This window comes from Peristeroidobacter soli, assembly GCF_004138485.1.
Classification (GTDB): domain Bacteria; phylum Pseudomonadota; class Gammaproteobacteria; order Steroidobacterales; family Steroidobacteraceae; genus Steroidobacter; species Steroidobacter soli.
This window is the reverse complement of record NZ_ML142848.1, coordinates 93,419-112,749: the sequence shown is the minus strand read 5'-3', so window position 1 is coordinate 112,749 and position 19,331 is coordinate 93,419. Positions and strand designations below refer to the sequence as shown.

Genomic DNA, 19,331 nt, shown 5'->3' with positions numbered 1-19,331 from the left:
AAACAGCCTGACCCTGGGAGCCAAGCGCCCGCGCTAGCGAGGCCGCACCCCGTGGGCTAGTATCAAACAGCGCCGATAACACGGATTTTCTCGGCACGGCGCTGGGTGAGTTTCTATGCGCGGGATGGATTTCTTGCCGTTGCTTCTGGTCGTCGGTCTCGCTGCGTGCGGTGGTGGCGGCGGAAGTGGCGGAGGTGGGGGAGGCAGCAGCAGCGGTGGCGGCGACGGCGCCCGGCAGCCGCCGACGCTCACCTTCAACACCAGTGCCCTCATGGTGACTCAAGGCGATCCGGTCACGCTGACCTGGAACGCGGCATCGGCCACCAGTTGCACGGCTTCCGGCGCCTGGTCGGGGAGTCGCGCGATCGAAGGCGCCGAGACGTTAGCCGATTTGCAGCAGACGGCGAATTACACATTGACCTGTACCAACAGTGCAGGCTCGGTGTCCCGCAGTGTGAGTGTTACCGTCGTCCGGGCGCCGCCGCCCATCGAGTTCACGATAACGCCGGCGCTGGTCGAGCGCGGCAGCGTGGTCACCTTTGCCTGGTCCGCACCCTGGGCGACTGAATGTGTCGCGCAATGGGCGGTCACCGGCACCCCGCCGACGCTGCCGCCGACAGGCTCGGTGCAATATTCCATCGAAGCCAGCTATTCCTCGAGCTTTATCCGAGCCGGCGTGCAATGCACCGGGCCCGATATCACCTGGTACAAGACCGTGGAAGCGCCGGTGAAGACGCTGTCGGGAGAGCTGAGCATTCCGGATGGAGTCTACATCGACACGGATGTGAACGACCCGAATGCGCAGTACGTGTCCAACGACAGCACAGCGGTGGGATACATACCGGCGTTCGGCGCCGTGCCTGGCTATGTGAACGTTGCTGGCCAGGGGCCGGCCGGACGTTCGTTCGCCGCCGGCGATCAGTGGGACTACTTCTATTTCGCGAGCGACCTCGCCGATCAGGTCGTGCGGTTGCGCCTGCCCTCGGTCGATCTGTCCGTGCCGGCAGGGCAGCGTGACGACGCGGATTTGTATCTATACGACCGCGACACCGGCGCCCTGGTCGATGCCTCCATGGGAGCCACCAATGAAGAGCTGATTGCGCTGCCCCGCACCGGCACCTTCGTCGTCGGCGTGAAGGCCGAACGCGGCGGCATGAACTACCTGCTGACACTCGAAGATCCTCCAGTCCTGAATGTCGGTCGGCCGGCGACATTGGCGAGCGAGTTCGTGCCCGGCCAAGCCATCGTGACGCGGGAGATCTCGAACGGCGGCGCGTTCCAGCGCAAATCGAGTGCGCCTGCGCGAGAAACACTGGTGACATTCTCGACCGCCTCGCCGTCGACTGTGACGGGCGCGGCTACCAAGTCACGCCGTCCCTGGTTCGGGCAGAAGGCGGAAATGAATCTCTCCGCCGAAATGCGCGACAAGCTCGCGACTCTGCGAGAGGTCAAGCGGCTGTCGCAGCTCGGGGATGTGCGTCACGCAAGCGTAAATCGGATCATGCATGCGCAGGCCGTGCCGACTGATCCAATGTTTGCTCGCCAGCGTTGGCACTACAACGCTGTCGGCCTGCCCGCGGCATGGGACGTCACGACGGGTTCGAGCGATGTCATCGTCGCGGTGATCGATTCCGGTGCGGTCGTCAATCACCCCGACCTGCAGGGTAAGTTCGTCGACGGCTACGACATGGTGGATCGCGACACGAACTTCGCCGATAGCGGCTACGACACGGGCGGCGTGCGCATCTATCACGGCACTCACGTCATGGGCACCATCGGCGCGCTTGCCAACAATGGTGTGGGAGGCAGCGGCATCGCCTGGGGCAGCCGGATCATGCCGATTCGAGCGTTGAATGGGCGCAGCGGTACTTCCTACGACATCCTGCAAGCAGTGCGTTATGCCGCGGGTCTGCCCAATGATTCGGGGCAAGTGCCGGCGCGACGAGCCGATATCATCAATATGAGTCTGGGTGCCTACGGTAGCTGCGATCCGGCGACGGCGGAGTTGTTTACTGCGGTGTCGAACAGCGGCGTCATCGTGGTGGCTTCGGCGGGCAACGATCAATCCAATGTCGAGTACACGCCTGCGTCATGTCCGACCGTATTCACGGTGGCCGCCACTGGTTCGGGAGGCAGTCTGGCGCGATATTCGAACTATGGAAGATATGTGTCGCTCGGCGCACCCGGCGGCGACACCTTGAACGACGTCGACAACGATCATTTCCCCGACGGCGTGTTCAGCACCGGCGGACAACCCAATGGCCTCGGCTATTCCAGTCTCGAAGGCACCTCGATGGCGGCACCGCACGTCTCGGGCATCTTTGCGCTGATGAAGTCGGTGCGGCCGTCGCTCAATCCGTTGGAGCTCCGGCAATTGCTGGCAGGCGGCTGGCTCACCGATCCGGTGGCCACCAACAGCTCGATTCCCGAGCTGGGTCACGGCCTCATCAATGCCTATAAGGCGGTGCAGGCCGCGAACGACGATTTCACGCCGCCGGCGCGGGTGGGGTCGACACCGAATACGATCAGCTTGAACCGCATCTATCGCTCGGACTACTTCAAGCTGCAAAACGTGGGTATCGGTGTGCTGTCAGTGACGAGCGTGCGCGCCGTGCAGTCGTGGCTCACCGTCACGCCGCAAGGGGTCGACAACAATGGACTGGGCAATTACGAGGTTGTCGCCGACTACTCGACGCTGTCGCGAGGCGTGCATCACGCGACCATCGAAATCCAATCCACCGCGGGGATCACGCAACTGCCGGTGGTGGTGAACAACGTGTTCTTCGGCATCGGCTCGAGCGTCGGAGCGCTGTACGTGCGCGCGATCGACGCCAACTCCGCCGCCCCGATTCGCACCGTGCAGATCTCCGATCGGATCCGTCGTTTCCGGTTCGACGATCTGCCGCTCGGTGGCTATGTCGCCATCGCCGGTACCGATATGAACAACGACGGCAATTTGTGCGATCCCGGCGAAGTGTGCGGCATGTATCCGGTGCGAACCTTGCCCGCGCCCATCGAGTTCACGGGCGTGCAGGAACGAGTGAACTTCGATCTGCAGTTGACCGGCCTGAACTGACGGGCCCGGCGCTCACAGCGGCAGGCCATCGTCCCAATAGGGCGGGTTGCCGAACGCGAGTTTCAGATGTTCGATCAGCGCGGTCAGTTTTGCCGAGGGTCGCATGTCGTTCTGGTGGGCGATCACGATCGGCGTGACATCGGGGTCCGCGCCGATGTCGAGGATTTCGAGCGCGCCCGACTTGATCGCCTGATGGCTGTGAAAAGTCGGCAACGATGCTATCCCGAGCCCTGCAATCGCAGCGTCGCGCATCGCCAGACAGGACGTGATACGAAGCCGCGGGGCGACGCGAGCGACCAGCAAATCCGTCCCGCTCCTGAAACTCCAATCGTCCGGGTGGCGTTCCATGTAGTGGATGGCTTGATGCTGAGCGAGATCCTCGATGGTTCCGGGCCGCCCGTACTGCGCGAGGTAACTCGGCGATGCCACCAGGGTGCGGCGGCTGACAGTCAGTGTTTGCGTGACCAGCTTCGGCATCTCGCCCTGGGCAATTCGAATGACCGCGTCATAGCCGCCGGCCGCATCGCCGATGCGGTCGTCGTAGTCCGCGATGACCGAAACTTCGGGATAGCGCTCCATGAAGGTGTGGAGGGCAGGGCCGAGATGCGTGTCGCCGAAGCCGCGCGGGGCTGAAATACGCAGCGGCCCGGTGATCTCACCACGCCGATGTGCGAGCTCCGCGGCGGCCGCATCCGCTTCCGCGATTATTCGTTTCGCCCGCTGCAAGAACGCCAGGCCATCCTCGGTCAGGGCCAGCTGCCGGCTGTTGCGTTGGATGAGATGGGCGCCGAGTGCCCGCTCCAATTCGGTGAGCCGCTCGCTGACCGCGGACTTGGAAAGGCGCAGCCGACGCGCCGCTTCGTTGACCGAGCCGGTGTCGGCCACGGCGATAAAGGCAGCGACTCCATCGAGCTTCATCGTTCGGAATCTCCGGAAGGTTGGTTCGACGTTTTCGACCTGCTCAGGCTCATCGTCTTTGAGCATACTGATTTCGCGCACTGGTCGCTCGACGGAGAGAAGAATGAGCCCACGAAGTCTGTTGCTGGCCGCGGTCGCCTGGATGTCGGTCGGGACCGTGCTGGGCGCGGAGAGTTTCGAATACCCGAAGGGCTTTCGTACCCAGGACATCGCGACCAACGGCACGACCCTCCACGTGCGAGTCGGCGGGTCGGGGCCGGCGGTCCTGATGCTTCATGGCTATGGCGACACGGGCGACATGTGGGCACCGCTGGCCGCGCAACTGATGCGTGATCGCACCGTTATCGTGCCGGACCTGCGAGGCATGGGCCTGTCCGCTGTCGCCGCCGATGGGTTCACCAAGAAGAACCAGGCCGAGGACATGGCCGGCGTGCTCGATGCGCTACAGGTGCGCGAGGCGGATGTCGTCGCTCATGACATCGGCAACATGGTGGCGTTTGCTTTCGCCGCCTCACATCCGGAGCGCACGACGCGTCTGGTGATGATGGACGCTCCGGTCCCCGGCGTGGGGCCTTGGGAAGAAGTCCTGAAGAACCCGCTGCTGTGGCATTTCCGTTTCGGCGGCCCCGACATGGAGCGCCTCGTCGCCGGTCGGGAGCGCATCTATCTGGATCGCTTCTGGAATGAATTCGCGGCGAATCCGGCGCGCTTCAGCGAAGCCGCGCGCGCTCACTATGCCGCTCTGTACGCACGCACCGGGCGCATGCACGCGGGTTTTGCGCAGTTCGCCGCCTTCGATCAGGACGCAATCGACAATCGTAACTTGCTGACGCGCGGGCGTTTGCAAATGCCGGTGCTGGCGGTGGGCGGCGATCATTCATTCGGTCCCACCATGGCGTTCGTGATGCGTTTCGCGGCGGACGACGTGCATCAGGTCGTCATTGCCGACTCCGGTCATTGGCTCATGGAGGAACAGCCGGGACCGACGATTGCCGCGATTCGCAGCTTCCTGCAAACCGCATCGAACGCACCATTGCGGCAAACGCGCCTGACCAAAGCGCAGGTCGACGAGATGGCGCGAGGCGAGGGTGGCGTGGGTACGTCGGGGCTCAACGGCGTGCAAACGACGGTGCTCTCGGGCAATCCGAATGCATCCGGTCCCTATGCGTTCGAAATTCGAGTGCCAGCGCATACGCGCATCGAGGCGCATAGCCATCGCGACAACCGGAACGCCATCGTCGTTTCAGGCGAATGGCATTTTGGCTACGGTGAACGTGCCAGCGAAGGCGCAACCACCACGCTCGGACCGGGCGGCTTCTACACCGAACCCGCGGGCGTCGCGCATTTTGCTTTCACTGGCGACGCACCCGCTGTGGTCTACATCACCGGCGAGGGACCGACCGATACTGAGTACGTCAAGAAATGATGGCCGGTCCCGTCGACGGCGCCGGCGTCAGATAAGCCAGCCCGACCGGGCGCGCCGGCATTTCCGCACCGGCACGCGTGTGCGCGATTACCTCCAGCGCGAGGTTGACACGGCCGGGATCACACGGCGGCGCGAGTGCCGCGACCAGTGCATTCGATGACTTGGGAAGCAGCGGCGGTGGCTCGCCGAGCCAAAGCATGTCGATGCGTTTATCGAGCAGGTAGTCGGCGAGCCTCGTGGCCTCGGGGACGTCGCCGTAACACCGATCGATGATCGCAAGCATCGGCGGATCGTTGCGGATCAGCAGCAGCGCCTCGCCTGCGCTCCAGGCTCGAACCACCAGATGGCCGCCATGTTCCAGAGTGTCGGCCAGCTCGGTGCCGCGCACCGGATCGTTGGTAATGACCAGAAGTTTCATTGGACGAGACCTCCCTCCAGTCAATGCTCACGACGGCTTGTGTCCTGAGAATGACATGGCTGGAATTCGGGACGGTCGGTGTCCTGCCGACGCTGGACCGGTGGCAAGGGCCACCGGCTGCTGCATCTAATGCGGATGAGCCTCCGCTCAGGACGCGCCGAGGGATTCGGAGACGATCTGCCGGGCCTCGGCGACCAGCAACTCCAGATGCCGGGTATCGCGGAAGCTCTCCGCATAGATCTTGTATAGATTCTCGGTACCGGACGGACGAGCCGCGAACCAGCCCGTGTCGGTGACAACTTTGAGCCCACCGATGGGTGCGTTGTTGCCCGGCGCGCGTGTCAGCTTCGCGGTGATTGGTTCACCCGCGAGCGTGGAGGCTTGCACCGCGTCGGCAGTGAGTTTCCCGAGGCGGGTCTTTTGCTCTGGCGTCGCGGGCGCATCGATGCGCGTGTAGTAGGGGGCGCCGAACTGCGCCGTGATCTCACGATAGTGCTCGCCCGGATCCTTGCCAGTTCGCGCAGTAATTTCGGCTGCGAGCAGCGCGAGAATGGGGCCGTCCTTGTCGGTGCTCCAGGCCGTTCCATCCATGCGCAGGAAACTTGCGCCCGCGCTTTCCTCGCCGCCGAAACAGACCGAGCCGTCGAGCAGGCCCGGTGCGAACCATTTGAATCCCACCGGCGACTCGAACAAGCGACGGCCGGCCGTTGCAACCACGCGGTCGATCAGGCTGCTCGACACGAGCGTCTTGCCGACCGCCGCGCCCGTGTTCCAGCGCGGGCGATGAGTCAACAGATAGCGGATGGCGACCGCGAGATAATGGTTGGGATTCAGCAATCCTGCCGATGGCGTGACGATGCCGTGACGATCGGCGTCGGTATCGTTGGCGAAGGCGACGGCGAAGCGATCCTTTAGCCTGAGCAGGCTGGCCATCGCGTACGGGCTCGAGCAATCCATGCGGATCTTGCCGTCGTGATCCACGGTCATGAACGAGAACGTCGGATCGACCCGCGGATTGACCACTTCGATGTCCAGCCCGTACACGCGATTGATCGGTTCCCAGTAGTGCACGGCGGCGCCGCCGAGGGGATCGACGGCGAGTTTCAAGCGCGCCTCGCGGATTGCGTCCATGTCGATGACGTGCCGCAGGTCGTCCACATATGCAGCAGCGAAGTCCTGCTCCTGAAATGTGGACGTCGACGGCGCCATGCGTCGCACGTCTCGATTGCCTTCGCGCAGCAGCGTGTTGGCGCGGGCCTGGATCCAACCGGTCACATCGGACTCGGCCGGTCCGCCGTTCGGCGGGTTGTACTTGAATCCCCCATCCTCCGGCGGGTTATGCGAAGGCGTGATGACGATGCCGTCCGCGAGCCGCTCGGTGCGGCCGCGGTTGTACACGAGAATGGCCCGCGATATCGCCGGCGTCGGCGTGAATCCATCCGCGCTCTGGATGATCGTCTCGACGCCGTTGGCGGCAAGCACTTCCAAGGCGGTGCGCTGCGCCGGCGCGGACACCGCATGCGTGTCGCGGCCCATGAAAAGCGGCCCGCTGATGCTCTGAGCGCGCCGGTAGTCGCAGATGGCTTGCGTGACCGCGAGGATGTGCGTCTCGTTGAACGATCCATTGAGCGGTGAACCGCGATGGCCGCTGGTACCGAAGCTCACCAGCTGGGTGGGATCGGTCGGGTCAGGTTTACGGGCGTAGTACTCACGCTCGAGCTGCGCGGGATCGATCAACAGTTCCTTGGGGGCAGGTTTGCCAGCCAATGGAGAAAGGGTCATGGTTCACCTCGCTAGGGCATCGCCGGATCAGGGTCAAAATACCTCAAAAGGCCCTTCGGGTCCCTCGGAGGCTGGCGTTAGAATCGGCGGCGAGGACGCTTCGGTCGCCTCGCGAGGACAGATTCATGCGGAATTCGATCGTGCTGCTGGTGGCTGCAACGCTGTTCGCCGGCTGCGCCGTGGTCAAGATCAACCATGACGCCACCGACAGCGTCGAACATGCCGGCGGCGACGAGAAGGGCAAGGAGCTGGCCAATCGGGCTTGCAGCAAGGCCCGCGCCGTGCGCGCAGAGGTGGTCTCAACCGTCCAGAAAGACGCAGGCGCTCCGAACGAGAAGACGCGCTACATCACCACGTTTCGCTGTATCTATTGAGCGGCCGGCGCCGATTGCGCCGGCCGGATCGATCTTACAAGTGAGCTCAGCGGCGGCGACGAGCGATCGTCACCAGGCCGCCGAGGCTGGTTAGCAGCAACCAGGCAGCGGCCGGCAGCGGTACTGGCGTGACCGACACTGCGGACAGGTTGTAGTTGAAGTTGACGGCGACACCGGTCGGCTGCGAACCGGCGGCGCGCGCAATGAACACTTGCAACTGGTTCTGGCCATCGAACTGCAGCGGATCGAACGTGCTCGGCAGAGCCGTCGCGGACCAGGGGTTGAGGGGCGACGTGCCGCTCGTTGCCAGGCGCAGCGTCAGCTGTGCGTTCTGGAATCCCGCAGGCTCACCGTTCACCTGAGCCGCGGTCAATGTCATGTTGTTGAACGAGATGTTGTCCTGAAGGTTGCCCGCGCCGTCGCGTACCTGCGCGGAGCCGAAGCTGCCCGTTCTCACGCCGGAGAACACGATGTCGGTGTCGCCATCGTGCAGCGTGAAGCCGACTTCCTTGATGGCGTTCGCGTAGTTGTAGGTCAGGCCGTTGAAGTCGCTGAACAACGTGCCGGTCGTGTTGCTCTCATAGATGACGTAGCCCGACACGCCCGGAACGGGCTCGCCGAACACGTTGGCCGCGGTCGGGCTCGAATTGGCGCCCTCGAAATTCACGCGGACCAGCGCCGCCTGGGCCGACGTTCCCGCCACCAGCAGCAGCGCCGCTGCCAGCCACCGATGTTTCATTTGATGTTTCATTCTCTCAACCTCGTGCTCGTCTGCGGATGTTCGATCAACGAGGTCTTATAAATTGCGTGCGTGATGCCGCGTTGAATTTGCCGTGATGGTTGTGCAGCGATGCATGACGCATGTCGTCCGCACGTGAGCATCTGGCCGTCGGAACCTTCCCCTTGACGCAATAGTGGGGCCTGAGGAGCGGGACTAAAGTTCGAGCGTGCTCGCAGTTCGCGGCTCCGCCCGCACAGTGAGGGTTCGCAACGTGCGCACGCAAAGCATGCAACGAGAGTCCGTCTTAGCGCTGCTGGGGGCGATGCTGGTTCTGTCCGGCTGCGCGGTCGGGCCCGAGTACGTGCGGCCGCAGGTAAAGATCAACGAAGGCTGGAGCACAGCGGCCAATGCCCAGGTGACGACTCAGTCCGCGACCGACAGCGCCTGGTGGAAGACATTCAACGATCCGGTCCTCGATCGCCTGATCGATCTGGCCTGCAGCCAGAATCTTTCGTTGCGGGCGGCGGGTGTGCGGATCATGGAGGCACGCGCTGCATTGGGCATCGCCGTCGGCCAGCAATATCCGCAATTGCAGGCGGCGATGGCGAGCGCGACCCGCATCAGTCTGAGCGAGAACCTGGCCAACAGCATCAACTTCGACCGCGACTTCTGGGATTACCAGGTCGGCTTCGATGCCACCTGGGAAGCGGATTTCTGGCGCAGGTTCGGTCGCGGTGTGAAATCGCAGGAAGCGGCCTATCTCGGCTCGGTTGCTGACTATCAGGACGCGCTCGTTTCATTGAGCGCCGAGGTGGCCCGCACGTACGCGACCATCCGGATGTTCGAGGTGCTGATCGCGCAAGGCCGTAACAATGTCGGCGTCCAGGAAGAGGGGCTGCGAATCGCCGAATCGCGCTATCGCAACGGGGCCACCTCGGAGCTGGATGTCAGTCAGGCGAGTGCGTTGCTGGAGAGCACCCGGGCCTCGATTCCCCAACTCGAGGCCAGCCTGGCGCAGTCTCAGAACGCGCTGAGCACGCTATTGGGTCAGCCGACCGGTTCGGTGCTGGCGCTGCTGCAAGGGCCGCACGAAATTCCGATGCCGCCGGCGCAAGTGGCGCTGAGCGTTCCTGCCGAGATGTTACGAAGACGACCCGACGTGCGTGGCGCCGAATTCTCCGCTATCGCGCAGTCAGAACGGATCGGCGTGGCCAAAGCGGATCTGTATCCGCGCATCCAGCTGTTTGGAACGATTGGATTCCAGACCACCAGCGGCAGCACCATCGAGAGCGGCAACCTGTTCGATTCCGGCAGTCTGTTCTATGCGCTCGGCCCTCGCATCTCATGGACCTTCCTCGACTACGGTCGTACCAAGAACCGGGTGCGTGTCGAAGACGCGCGCTTTCAGCGGCTGATGGTCGGCTACCAGGACACGGTGCTCAAGGCAGCACAGGAAGTCGAGGACAGCCTGGTGGGATATCTGAAAGCGCAGGAGGTCACGGGCTTTCAACAGAACGCGGCCAACTCGGCGCGACGTTCCGTGGAGCTCGCTTTCATTCAATATCGCGAGGGCGCGGTCGACTTTCAACGCGTGCTGGATGCGCAACGCTCGCAATTGCAGGAAGAAAACAATCTGGCGCGGGCGCGCTCGGCGGTCGCGACCAATCTGATCGCGCTGTACAAGGCATTGGGTGGCGGTTGGGAGACGCGTGCCGGTCAGCCGTTCGTTCCCGAGAACATGCGAGAGGAAATGCAGAAACGCACCGACTGGGGCGACTATTTCTCGCAGCAGCCGAAGTTGCATTCGCCCGTCTCGAGGTAGCGCCATGCCCAAGATACTCACCAACAAGTGGTTCATCGTCGGGATCGTGGTCCTGGTGGCGGCCATCTTCGGCTACCAGTTCTGGCAATCGAAGCAGGCCGCGTTGCCGGAGGGAATCGCCTCGGGCAATGGCCGCGTGGAAGCGAAGCTCGTCGATGTCTCGGCGAAGGAGCCGCTGCGCGTCAAGGACATCCTGGTCAACGAAGGCGATCTGGTGCAGCGAGGTCAGGTGCTCGCGCACCTCGACACGGTGACGATCGAAGCAGAGCTGGCCGGCGACAAATCGGCGGCGCTGGCGGCAAGAGAACAACTGGCGGCCGCCAAGTCGGCCATCGTGAAGCGAACCAGCGAAGTGAAGCTCGCACGCATCGAAGTGGATCGTTCGCGCAAGATGCTGGCGGAGCGGGCCAGCTCGCAACGGGAGTTCGACGTGCGTACCACGGCATTGGCGGCGTCCGAGGCGTCGCTCGAACAGGATCAGGCCCGATTGCAGTCCGCTCAGCAGGATATCGAGACCGCTGAAGCGAAGGTCGCGAAGACGCAGTCGCGTATCGCCGATGCGACGCTGACCGCACCCGTGCAGGGCAGAGTTTTGTATCGCCTGGCCGAGCCGGGCGAAGTGCTGGGGCCGGGGGGTAAGGCGCTCACGCTGGTCAATCTGGAAGATGTTTATATGGAGATCTTCCTGCCCAGCGCCGAGGCGGCGGCGATCAAGATCGGTGCCGATGCACGCATCACGGTCGATCATGCGCCCGGTCGTTCGGTCGCTGGCAAAGTGAGCTTCGTGTCGCCGGAGGCTCAGTTCACCCCGAAGCAGGTCGAGACCAAGAGCGAGCGCGAGAAGCTGATGTTCCGGGTCAAGATTCAGTTGCCGAATGTGCTGGCGACGGAATACATCGAGCAGATCAAGACCGGCGTGCGCGGCGTGGGCTACGTGAAAGTGAATGACTCGGCGGTGTGGCCCGACTGGCTCGAAAAAGGTCTGGTGAATCCGGCTGCGACGCCAGCACCCGCGGCCGCTCAAAACGAATCTGTTCCAGCGGCCAGGTAGGAGCGCCAGTGGTCACCGTTCCTGCAGCGCCTGCCACCGCATCGGCGCGCGGCCCAGTCGCCGCGATCAAGAACGTTACGCACCGTTACGGCGAGGTGCTCGCGCTCGACGGAATCACGCTCGATATTCCCAGCGGCCTGATGGTCGGCATCATCGGTCCGGACGGCGTCGGCAAGTCCACGCTCATGGGGCTGCTGGCGGGCTCGAGGAAAATGCAGGAAGGCACCATGACCGTGCTGGGCGGCGATATCGGTGACATCCGTCATCGCCGGCTCGTCTGTCCGCGGATTGCATATATGCCGCAAGGGCTCGGCAAGAATCTGTATCTCGAGCTGAGCGTGTGGGACAACATCGATTTCATGGCTCAGCTGTTCGGGCTGTCGCGCACCGAGCGTCCGGCGAAGGTGCAGGAACTGCTCGACGCCACCGGGCTCGCGCCGTTTCCTCAGCGCCCCGCGGGCAAGCTCTCCGGCGGCATGAAACAAAAGGTGGGGCTGTGCGGGGCGCTGGTTCACGAGCCGGATCTGCTGGTGCTCGATGAGCCCACCACCGGCGTGGATCCGCTGTCTCGCCGACAGTTCTGGGCGCTCATCGACGATATCCGCAGGGACCGGCCGAGCATGAGTGTGGTTATCGCGACTGCCTACATGGATGAAGCTCAGATGTGGGACTGGATCGTGGCGATGGATGCCGGAAAAGTGCTCGCGACCGGCACGCCGGCCGAACTGATGCAGCGGACTGCGTCGAAGGATCTGGAGCAATGTTTCATCCGGTTGCTGCCGGAGGAGAAGCGCCGCGGACACAAGGAGCTGACGATCCCGCCACGCACGGCCGGCAAGGCGGAGATCGCCATCGATGCGAAAGGACTCACGCAAAGGTTCGGAGATTTCACCGCGGTGGATCATGTCACGCTGTCGATCGAGCGCGGCGAGATCTTCGGCTTTCTCGGCTCCAACGGCTGCGGCAAGTCCACGACCATGAAGATGCTGACTGGATTGCTCACACCGACGGAAGGCACGGCGACCATCTTCGGCAGCTCCGTCGAAGCCGGCAGCATGGAGGTGCGAGAGAATCTGGGCTACATGACGCAGGCGTTCTCGCTCTATGGCGAGATGACCATTCGTCAGAACCTCGAGCTGCATGCGCGTCTGTACCATCTCGCGCCCGAGAAGGCGAAGGCGCGGATCGACGAGCTCGTGCAACGTTTCGGGCTGGAAGCTCATCTCGATGCGCTGGCCGAAGATCTGCCGATGGGATTGAAGCAGCGGTTGTCGCTGGCCGTGGCGGTGTTGCACGATCCGCAGATTCTGATCCTGGACGAGCCCACTTCCGGTGTCGATCCGGTCGCGCGCGACAGCTTCTGGGAACTGCTCATCGATCTGTCGCGCAAACAGAACGTCACGATCTTCGTCACCACCCACTTCATGAACGAGGGCATGCGATGCGACCGCATCTCGCTCATGCATGCCGGCAAGGTGCTGGCGTACGGCGCTCCGCAAGAGCTCATCGAGCGGCGTGGTGCGCCCAATCTGGAGGAAGCCTTCATTGGTTACATGGAGGATGCCATTGCGGAGAAGGCGGGCGGGACCGGAGCAGCGAAAAGCGATACTGCGACACCGGCCGCAACCGTGGCGGAAACACCTGCGCATCCCGAGCACGCGCAGCCTGCGCCGTGGCGCCTGCCCCTGATGAGAATGCTCGCTTACGCGCGCAACGAGACTATGCAGATCCTGCGCGATCCGGTGCGGCTGACGTTCGCATTCCTCGGCTCCGCATTGCTGATGATCGTGTGCGGCTTCGGTATCACGACCGACGTCGAACGCATTCGCTATTCGACCAACGATCTGGATCGATCGCCTGATAGCCGTGCGTATCTGGAGCAGTTCGCGTCGATACCGCGCTACTTCACTCAGACTGCGCCTGTGCAGTCGGCGGAGGAGGGGCTGAAGCGTCTGCAGGCGGACGAGGATTCGCTGGTCATCGAGATGCCACCGGATTTCGGCCGCAATCTTCGTCGAGGCGCACGACCGGAAGTACTGGCGCAGGTGGATGGCGCGATGACCTTCCGTGGCGAAACGGTCGCGCAGTACGTCCTGGGCGTGCATGCGAGAGCGCTGCAGGATCCGGCGGTGGGTCTGCCAACGTCGAAGCCTCAGAAGAACCAGGCCGACATCGAAGAACGTTTCATGTACAACCCGACGTTCGAGAGCATCTACTCGATTGCGCCGAGCGTGCCGGCGCTGTTGCTGCTGCTGATTCCGGCGATTCTCATGACCGTCAGCATCGTGCGCGAGAAGGAGCTCGGCTCGATGATCAACTTCTATGTCACTCCGACCGGCAAGGTGGAGTACCTGATCGGCAAGCAGCTGCCTTACGTCGTGATCGGCCTGATCAATTTTTTCATTCTGGCGGCGATGACGGTGCTGGTGTTCGGGGTCCCGATCAAGGGCAGCTTTCTGATGCTGACGCTGTGCACGCTGCTGTACGTCATGGCCACGACCGGGCTGGGCATGATTACTTCGACATTCACCAGCAGCCAGGTCGCGGCGGTCTTCGTCACGGCGATCCTGACCATCGTCCCGACCATCCAGTTCTCGGGACTGTTGCAGCCGGTCTCGACGCTGGAAGGCGGCGCGAGAGTGATCGGCGAGATCTGGCCTGCGTCGTACTACATGCATTCCAGCCTGGGCACCTATACCAAGGGACTGCCGGCGGGCCTGATGCTCGGGGATGTGCTGTTTCTGGCCGCCTGCATTCCGGTGTTCCTGGCCATCAGCTGGATCGGCCTGAAGAAGCAGGAGAAATGATCTTGGCGTCGCTCATGAACATCTTCTGGTTGGGGATCAAGGAAATCCGCAGCCTGATGAGCGACACGGTCATGGTGCTGTTCGTCGTGTATGCATTCACGCTGGCCATCTACGTCCAGGCCACCGGCACGTCCAGCGAAGTGAACAATGCCTCGATCGCTTTCGTGGACGAGGATCATTCGGCGCTGTCGCAAGAACTGTTCAACGCGTTCTATCCGCCGCGCTTCAAATATCCGGAGCTGGTCGATGCGAGCGTGGTGCAGGAGGCGATGGACCGCGGCCTGTACATGTTCGTCGTCTCATTGCCGCCGCGCTTCGAGCTCGACCTGCGCGCCGGACGCAACCCCGCCATCCAGGTCAGCATCGATGCGACAGCGATGCAGCAGGCCGGCATCGGCGCCGGCTATATCCGAAACATCATTACCGACCGCGTCTCCTCGTTCCTCGAACGTACCGATCTGGCATCGCCGCCACCGATCCAGATCGTCGTGCGCCGCCTGTTCAATCCGAACGCGGAGTCCTCCTGGTTCAAGAGCGTCGTGGCCATCATCAATCAGATCTCGCTGCTGACCGTGATCCTGACCGGGGCCGCCGTCATTCGCGAGCGCGAGCACGGCACGCTCGAGCATCTGCTGGTGATGCCGCTCACGGCATTCGAGATCGCCATGGCCAAGGTCTGGGCCAACAGTCTGGTGATCCTGATCGCGACCGCGGCCTCGCTGTTCCTGATCGTGCAGTGGGCGCTCAAGGTGCCGTTCGCGGGTTCCTTCACGCTGTGGTTCGTCGGCGTGCTGCTGTATCTGTTCTTCGCGACCGCCTTGGGAATATTTCTCGGCACCATCTCACGATCGATGGCGCAGTTCGCCTTGCTGATCATTCTGGTGATCGTGGTGCTGATGCTGCTGTCCGGCGGCTCGACGCCGGTCGAGAGTCAGCCGCGCTGGCTGCAGGCACTCACTTATTTTCTGCCGGCGCGGCACTTCGTGAGTTTCTCGCAAGTCATCATCTATCGAGGCGGCGGTCTCTCGGCGGTGTGGCAGGAATTCCTGATGGTGGCCGGCGTCGGGCTGGCGTTCTTCGTCTACAGCCTGGCACTCTTTCGCAAGTCGATTGCGGCATCCAAGTGACGGTGACGACATGAAACAATCCAAGCAAGGCGGGCTCACGCGCAAGGAGTACGACCAGCAACTCAAGAAACTGCACGTCGAGCTGGTCGCGCTCCAGCAGTGGGTCGTGCACAAGGGGCTGAAGGTGTGCGTCGTCTTCGAAGGGCGCGACGGCGCCGGCAAGGGCGGCACCATCAAGGCCATCACCGAGCGGGTCAGTCCGCGAGTGTTTCGCGTCATCGCCTTGCCGGCGCCGTCGGATCGCGAGAAGAGTCAGATGTTCGTGCAGCGATATGTGCCGCATCTGCCCGCGGCCGGCGAGGTGGTGATCTTCGATCGCAGCTGGTACAACCGGGCCGGCGTCGAGCGCGTGCTGGGGTTCTGCAAGGAAAGCCAGGCCCGGGAGTTTCTAAACACCACGCCCAAAGTCGAGAAAGCCATCGTCGACTCCGGGATCATCCTGATCAAGTACTGGCTCGAAGTGTCCATGGAGGAGCAGACGCGGCGCCTGCAGGATCGCATCGACGACGGCCGCAAGATCTGGAAACTCTCGCCCATGGATCTGAAGTCCTACGGACGCTGGTACGATTACTCCCGCGCGCGCGACGACATGTTCAAGACCACCGACACGGAGTGGGCGCCGTGGTTCGTTGCCAGGACCGACGACAAGAGAAAGGGACGTCTGAACATCATCAGTCATCTGCTGAGTCGGATTCCGTACAAGAAGGCGCCGTACCAGAAAGTCAAACTGCCGAAGCGACAGGGGCCGAAGGGCTATCGGGAGCCGGACTATCCTTATAAATATGTAGCGGAGCGGTTTTGAGGCACGGATTCATTCCATCGACCGTCGCAGTTGCAGGAAGGCTTCATCGAAGGCGTCGACCCGCAGCAGTCCCAGGCGGGGGAATTCCAGATCCAGAATGAGATAGGCCGCGATACTGACGACCGCGGCGAAGCCGACGATGTGCAGCATGCTGCGTCGTTCCGATTTGGCCATGGCGAAGCCCGCGAACACCGCGCTGACGAGGATCAGAAACGCCAGCATCAGATAAATGGCGAGCGGCGGATGCTGCCGCGTGGCCAGCAGCCGGGTGTTCGCGAGGTCGAACATCTCATTGACCGGCGGCAGCACGCTCGAAGTGGTGCGGACCGTGGGGTCCTGCTTTGCGGCCGCGATCAGCCGGTTCCAAATCGCCTTCTGCAGCTCCAGCGATCTGGCGACGCGGGCCGCGGTCAGCTCGGTGTCGCTGACGTTCGCATACGTGGCGATGCGCACGTCCAGATATTCTTTGAAGAGGGTCCTTACCTCCTGACGCGCCTCGGCATCGAGAATATCGAGTCGCAGCCATGCAGTACCGATCGCATTGACCTCGGCAACGATGAGATCGCGGCGATTCTCGAAGCGCTGGGCCGCGCCGGTAAAGGTGAAGGCAATCAGCAAGCCCATCAATGCATAGATCGCGCCTTCGATCGCGCCGAGGCCGGCGACCGAGTCTTCGCCACTTGCGCGCAACCGGGCACGGCCCAGCCGCCAGCCCATTCGCAGGCACGCCACTGTGCCCAGGAACAGCAGAAAGGAGAAGATCGCGGCGATGAGTATGCGCATCATGGACCAGGGCTGTTTTGCTCCCTCTCGGTGTCTTTGCGCATCAGCGCGCGAACGCCGACATAGCTGGCCGTGAGCGCCAGTACCAGGAAGGCCATCGCGGCTACGAGCTTGGGTTCGCTGTGCTCATAATCGAGCTGGATGACGTGGCGTGCGACTGCGATCAATGCCACGCTGATCAGGAGCTCGACGCGCATCCGGTGCTCGATGAAATAGTTCCTGAGCGTATCCATCAGCTCCAGGCCGAGCACCACCAGCAGGATGCCGGCAAACAGAGCCTGTACCGCCTGCTGCAATTCCGCGACGTTGTCGATTTGCATCATCGCGTGCGGGATGCGGCGAATGACCAGCCACACCGTGACCACGATCGCCGCCACGATGCCAAACGCCAGAATGGCTTCGAGAATGCCCAGGACCCAGCGGTCGAACAGATGCCACAGGCGCGACGGCGGTTGCATGGATCGCATCAACTCACGGACGCGACGGCCGGGCAATGTAGGCAATGTGCAGATTCGGCGCCCATGAAACACATAGACAATCGAGCCACCCCGATCCGCACCGGCCCGCGGATTTTGTTACGGCGGCCGCGGCCCGTAGTAAGCTCGAATCCGTGAGCGAGGGTTCAGCTGAAGAAGCGGCGCTGGCCGGGTCTGAGATGTCCTTATCGGTGCTGTATGGAAGCTACCGCAAGGAGCTGGTGGCGTTCGTTCGCTCCCGGTTTGGGGGCGGACCGCCGGAGCCGGAAGACGTGGCTCAGCAGGCATTCGTCAATTTCGCGACGGTCGCGCCCAGTCAGGTACTCAATCCACGGGCGTTCCTGTACCGCACCGCTGTCAACATCGTGCTCAACTACCGCAAGCGTGAGCGTATCGGCCGGCGCTTTCTCACGCCGATGCCCGAGACGGAGGAGCTGCAGCAGGTTCGAGATGAGATCAGCCCGGAGAAAAGCGCGCAGGCCGAGGAGCATTACGCGCTGGTCGAGGCCGCCATCCGCGCCATGCCTCAGCCGCGCCGATCCTACTTGCTGCTGAATCGAGTCGAAGGGTTGAGCTACGCCGAGATCGCGCGGCGGGCCGGATTGTCGGAGTCAGTCATTCGTAAACATGTCGCTCTGGCCGTGCGGGAATGCGGCCGCATGTTGTTGGAAGTAAACGACGCGGGCGGTAGCAAGCGAGGCGGCCGATGAACGCCTTTTCGCGCATCGAAGAGGAAGCCAGCGAATGGCTGGTGATACTGAGCGACCCGAGCGCGTCGAGCCAGCAGCGTGACCGTTTCGCTGCCTGGCTGAGCGCCGACGCCGAGCATGAGCGAGTGTTCCAGGCCCAGCGGGCAGCCTGGTCGATGATCGGTGGAATGGGGCATTTGATCGATGAAGTGCCCACGAGCCCCGCGCCGTCTGCGACCAGGCGGGCCTGGCCGCTTGCAGCCGCCGCGGCCGTAGTCGTGGCGGTGATCGGTGCGTTGCTGTTCCGGGTTGGAGTGCCATTGCTTACCGGCGAGCGGTTCTCCACCGAGGTGGCGCAGCTCAAGGAAGTGACGCTCGATGATGGCACGACCATCTCGCTCGGCGCCGCTTCGCGGATCAGCGTCGATTTCAACGATCGGGAGCGCCGGGTGAAGCTGCTCGATGGGCAGGCGTTCTTCGATGTGGCTCACGATCCGAGCCGGCCGTTTTTCGTATCGGCCGGAGCTACGACGGTACGCGTGGTGGGCACACGGTTCGACGTCACACGGGCCGCCGATTCGATTCGGGTGTCGGTGCTCGAAGGGCGCGTCGAAGTATTGAACGGCGGCGCGCAGGCCACGACGGCAACTGCCAAGGCCGACGCACAACCGACACTGCGTGGCGCCCATGCATTGACCGCGGGGCAGGGCGCGAGCGTTTCGAATTCCGGACAGCTGAACGCCACGTTTCCAGTCGCGCAGGAGAATCTGGCCGCCTGGCGATCCGGGCGTCTCGTTTATGTCGATGCGCGCTTGCGTGACGTTGTCGCCGATGTGACTCGTTACTACGGCGGCGAGATTCAGCTCGCCGATCCGTCGGTCGGCGACCTGCAGTTGACCGCGGCGTTTCGCGCCGATCAGATCGACCGGATGCTGGAAGTGCTGGCGCGCGCTTTGCCCATCGAGGTGATTCGCGTCGATGAGCGCACGATTCGTCTGGCGCCGCGCGCCGAATAGTTTTTTCCCGCCCGCGGTGCGAATCGCCCGCGCTCGATTGTCT

15 protein-coding genes and 1 pseudogene are annotated in these 19,331 nt (G+C 63.1%); 10 read left to right on the top strand and 6 right to left on the bottom strand.

Translation table 11 applies throughout. The features are described 5' to 3' along the window. Nucleotides 1–133 precede the first annotated feature (133 nt). A complete protein-coding gene (locus EKO19_RS00470) occupies nt 134–3,076 on the top strand; it encodes a S8 family serine peptidase (RefSeq protein ID WP_157995035.1) in 2,943 nt (980 codons plus the stop codon). A gap of 12 nt (nt 3,077–3,088) precedes the next feature. Here EKO19_RS00470 and EKO19_RS00465 read toward each other — a convergent pair whose 3' ends face one another. Then, on the bottom strand, nt 3,089–3,994 hold the full coding sequence (locus EKO19_RS00465) for a LysR family transcriptional regulator (protein ID WP_129775934.1): 906 nt from the start codon (nt 3,992–3,994) through the stop codon (nt 3,089–3,091). A gap of 142 nt (nt 3,995–4,136) precedes the next feature. Between EKO19_RS00465 and EKO19_RS00460 the strand changes: the two are divergent. After that, nucleotides 4,137–5,009: pseudogene (locus EKO19_RS00460) on the top strand (alpha/beta fold hydrolase); the annotation flags it as partial. 400 nt (nt 5,010–5,409) lie between these two features. Here EKO19_RS00460 and EKO19_RS00455 read toward each other — a convergent pair. Both EKO19_RS00455 and pgm read right to left on the bottom strand, forming a co-directional pair. After that, nucleotides 5,410–5,838, bottom strand: a complete 429-nt coding sequence (locus tag EKO19_RS00455; protein WP_129774450.1) for a hypothetical protein — start codon at nt 5,836–5,838, stop codon at nt 5,410–5,412. Nucleotides 5,839–5,985: 147 nt separating this feature from the next. Beyond that, nucleotides 5,986–7,620, bottom strand: coding sequence for a phosphoglucomutase (alpha-D-glucose-1,6-bisphosphate-dependent) (gene pgm / locus EKO19_RS00450; protein WP_129774449.1), 1,635 nt, complete (start codon nt 7,618–7,620; stop codon nt 5,986–5,988). A 125-nt stretch (nt 7,621–7,745) separates the two neighbouring features. On the opposite strand from pgm, the gene EKO19_RS00445 reads away from it, so the two are divergent. Beyond that, nucleotides 7,746–7,994 (top strand): hypothetical protein, encoded by a 249-nt coding sequence (locus tag EKO19_RS00445; RefSeq protein WP_129774448.1) that lies wholly within the window; start codon nt 7,746–7,748, stop codon nt 7,992–7,994. 46 nt (nt 7,995–8,040) lie between these two features. Here EKO19_RS00445 and EKO19_RS00440 read toward each other — a convergent pair whose 3' ends face one another. Beyond that, nucleotides 8,041–8,745, bottom strand: a complete 705-nt coding sequence (locus tag EKO19_RS00440) for a VPLPA-CTERM sorting domain-containing protein (RefSeq protein WP_129774447.1) — start codon at nt 8,743–8,745, stop codon at nt 8,041–8,043. A 256-nt stretch (nt 8,746–9,001) separates the two neighbouring features. On the opposite strand from EKO19_RS00440, the gene EKO19_RS00435 reads away from it, so the two are divergent. Genes EKO19_RS00435 through ppk2 form a run of 5 tightly spaced genes read left to right on the top strand, consistent with a single transcriptional unit; the run spans nt 9,002 to nt 16,324 of the window. Then, entirely contained in the window at nt 9,002–10,537 is a 1,536-nt protein-coding gene (locus EKO19_RS00435) for an efflux transporter outer membrane subunit (RefSeq protein ID WP_129775933.1), read from the top strand. Between the two features lie 4 nt (nt 10,538–10,541). Then, entirely contained in the window at nt 10,542–11,588 is a 1,047-nt protein-coding gene (locus EKO19_RS00430; protein WP_129774446.1) for an HlyD family secretion protein, read from the top strand. A gap of 8 nt (nt 11,589–11,596) precedes the next feature. Further along, complete coding sequence (gene rbbA / locus EKO19_RS00425) at nt 11,597–14,395, top strand: ribosome-associated ATPase/putative transporter RbbA (protein WP_129774445.1); 2,799 nt, start codon at nt 11,597–11,599, stop codon at nt 14,393–14,395. A gap of 2 nt (nt 14,396–14,397) precedes the next feature. After that, entirely contained in the window at nt 14,398–15,522 is a 1,125-nt protein-coding gene (locus EKO19_RS00420) for an ABC transporter permease (protein WP_129775932.1), read from the top strand. A gap of 10 nt (nt 15,523–15,532) precedes the next feature. Next, entirely contained in the window at nt 15,533–16,324 is a 792-nt protein-coding gene (ppk2, locus tag EKO19_RS00415; RefSeq protein WP_129774444.1) for a polyphosphate kinase 2, read from the top strand. A gap of 9 nt (nt 16,325–16,333) precedes the next feature. Here the strand turns inward: ppk2 and EKO19_RS00410 are convergent, their stop codons facing one another. Both EKO19_RS00410 and EKO19_RS00405 read right to left on the bottom strand, forming a co-directional pair. Continuing rightward, the gene (locus EKO19_RS00410) at nt 16,334–17,110 is read right to left on the bottom strand and encodes a bestrophin-like domain (protein ID WP_129774443.1); all 777 of its coding nucleotides are present in this window, start codon (nt 17,108–17,110) and stop codon (nt 16,334–16,336) included. Beyond that, nucleotides 17,107–17,565 carry a phosphate-starvation-inducible PsiE family protein gene (locus EKO19_RS00405; protein ID WP_157995034.1) on the bottom strand — a complete coding sequence of 153 codons (459 nt, stop codon included), beginning with the start codon at nt 17,563–17,565 and terminating at the stop codon, nt 17,107–17,109. Before EKO19_RS00405 ends, EKO19_RS00410 begins: the two co-directional genes overlap by 4 nt. Before the next feature lie 152 nt (nt 17,566–17,717). Between EKO19_RS00405 and EKO19_RS00400 the strand changes: the two genes are divergently transcribed. Continuing rightward, the gene (locus EKO19_RS00400; protein WP_157995033.1) at nt 17,718–18,293 is read left to right on the top strand and encodes an RNA polymerase sigma factor; all 576 of its coding nucleotides are present in this window, start codon (nt 17,718–17,720) and stop codon (nt 18,291–18,293) included. Continuing rightward, the gene (locus EKO19_RS00395) at nt 18,290–19,288 is read left to right on the top strand and encodes a FecR family protein (RefSeq protein WP_129774440.1); all 999 of its coding nucleotides are present in this window, start codon (nt 18,290–18,292) and stop codon (nt 19,286–19,288) included. The genes EKO19_RS00400 and EKO19_RS00395 overlap by 4 nt, the downstream gene beginning before the upstream one ends. Nucleotides 19,289–19,331: the final 43 nt, after the last annotated feature.

Coding starts and splice junctions, on each gene's coding strand:
- EKO19_RS00430 (WP_129774446.1), top strand. CDS start 10,542: ATGCCCAAGATACTCACCAACAAGTGGTTCATCGTCGGGATCGTGGTC.
- EKO19_RS00410 (WP_129774443.1), bottom strand. CDS start 17,110: ATGATGCGCATACTCATCGCCGCGATCTTCTCCTTTCTGCTGTTCCTG.
- EKO19_RS00455 (WP_129774450.1), bottom strand. CDS start 5,838: ATGAAACTTCTGGTCATTACCAACGATCCGGTGCGCGGCACCGAGCTG.
- EKO19_RS00405 (WP_157995034.1), bottom strand. CDS start 17,565: ATGCAACCGCCGTCGCGCCTGTGGCATCTGTTCGACCGCTGGGTCCTG.
- pgm (WP_129774449.1), bottom strand. CDS start 7,620: ATGACCCTTTCTCCATTGGCTGGCAAACCTGCCCCCAAGGAACTGTTG.
- EKO19_RS00465 (WP_129775934.1), bottom strand. CDS start 3,994: ATGAAGCTCGATGGAGTCGCTGCCTTTATCGCCGTGGCCGACACCGGC.
- EKO19_RS00440 (WP_129774447.1), bottom strand. CDS start 8,745: ATGAAACATCAAATGAAACATCGGTGGCTGGCAGCGGCGCTGCTGCTG.
- EKO19_RS00445 (WP_129774448.1), top strand. CDS start 7,746: ATGCGGAATTCGATCGTGCTGCTGGTGGCTGCAACGCTGTTCGCCGGC.
- EKO19_RS00435 (WP_129775933.1), top strand. CDS start 9,002: ATGCAACGAGAGTCCGTCTTAGCGCTGCTGGGGGCGATGCTGGTTCTG.
- ppk2 (WP_129774444.1), top strand. CDS start 15,533: ATGAAACAATCCAAGCAAGGCGGGCTCACGCGCAAGGAGTACGACCAG.
- EKO19_RS00395 (WP_129774440.1), top strand. CDS start 18,290: ATGAACGCCTTTTCGCGCATCGAAGAGGAAGCCAGCGAATGGCTGGTG.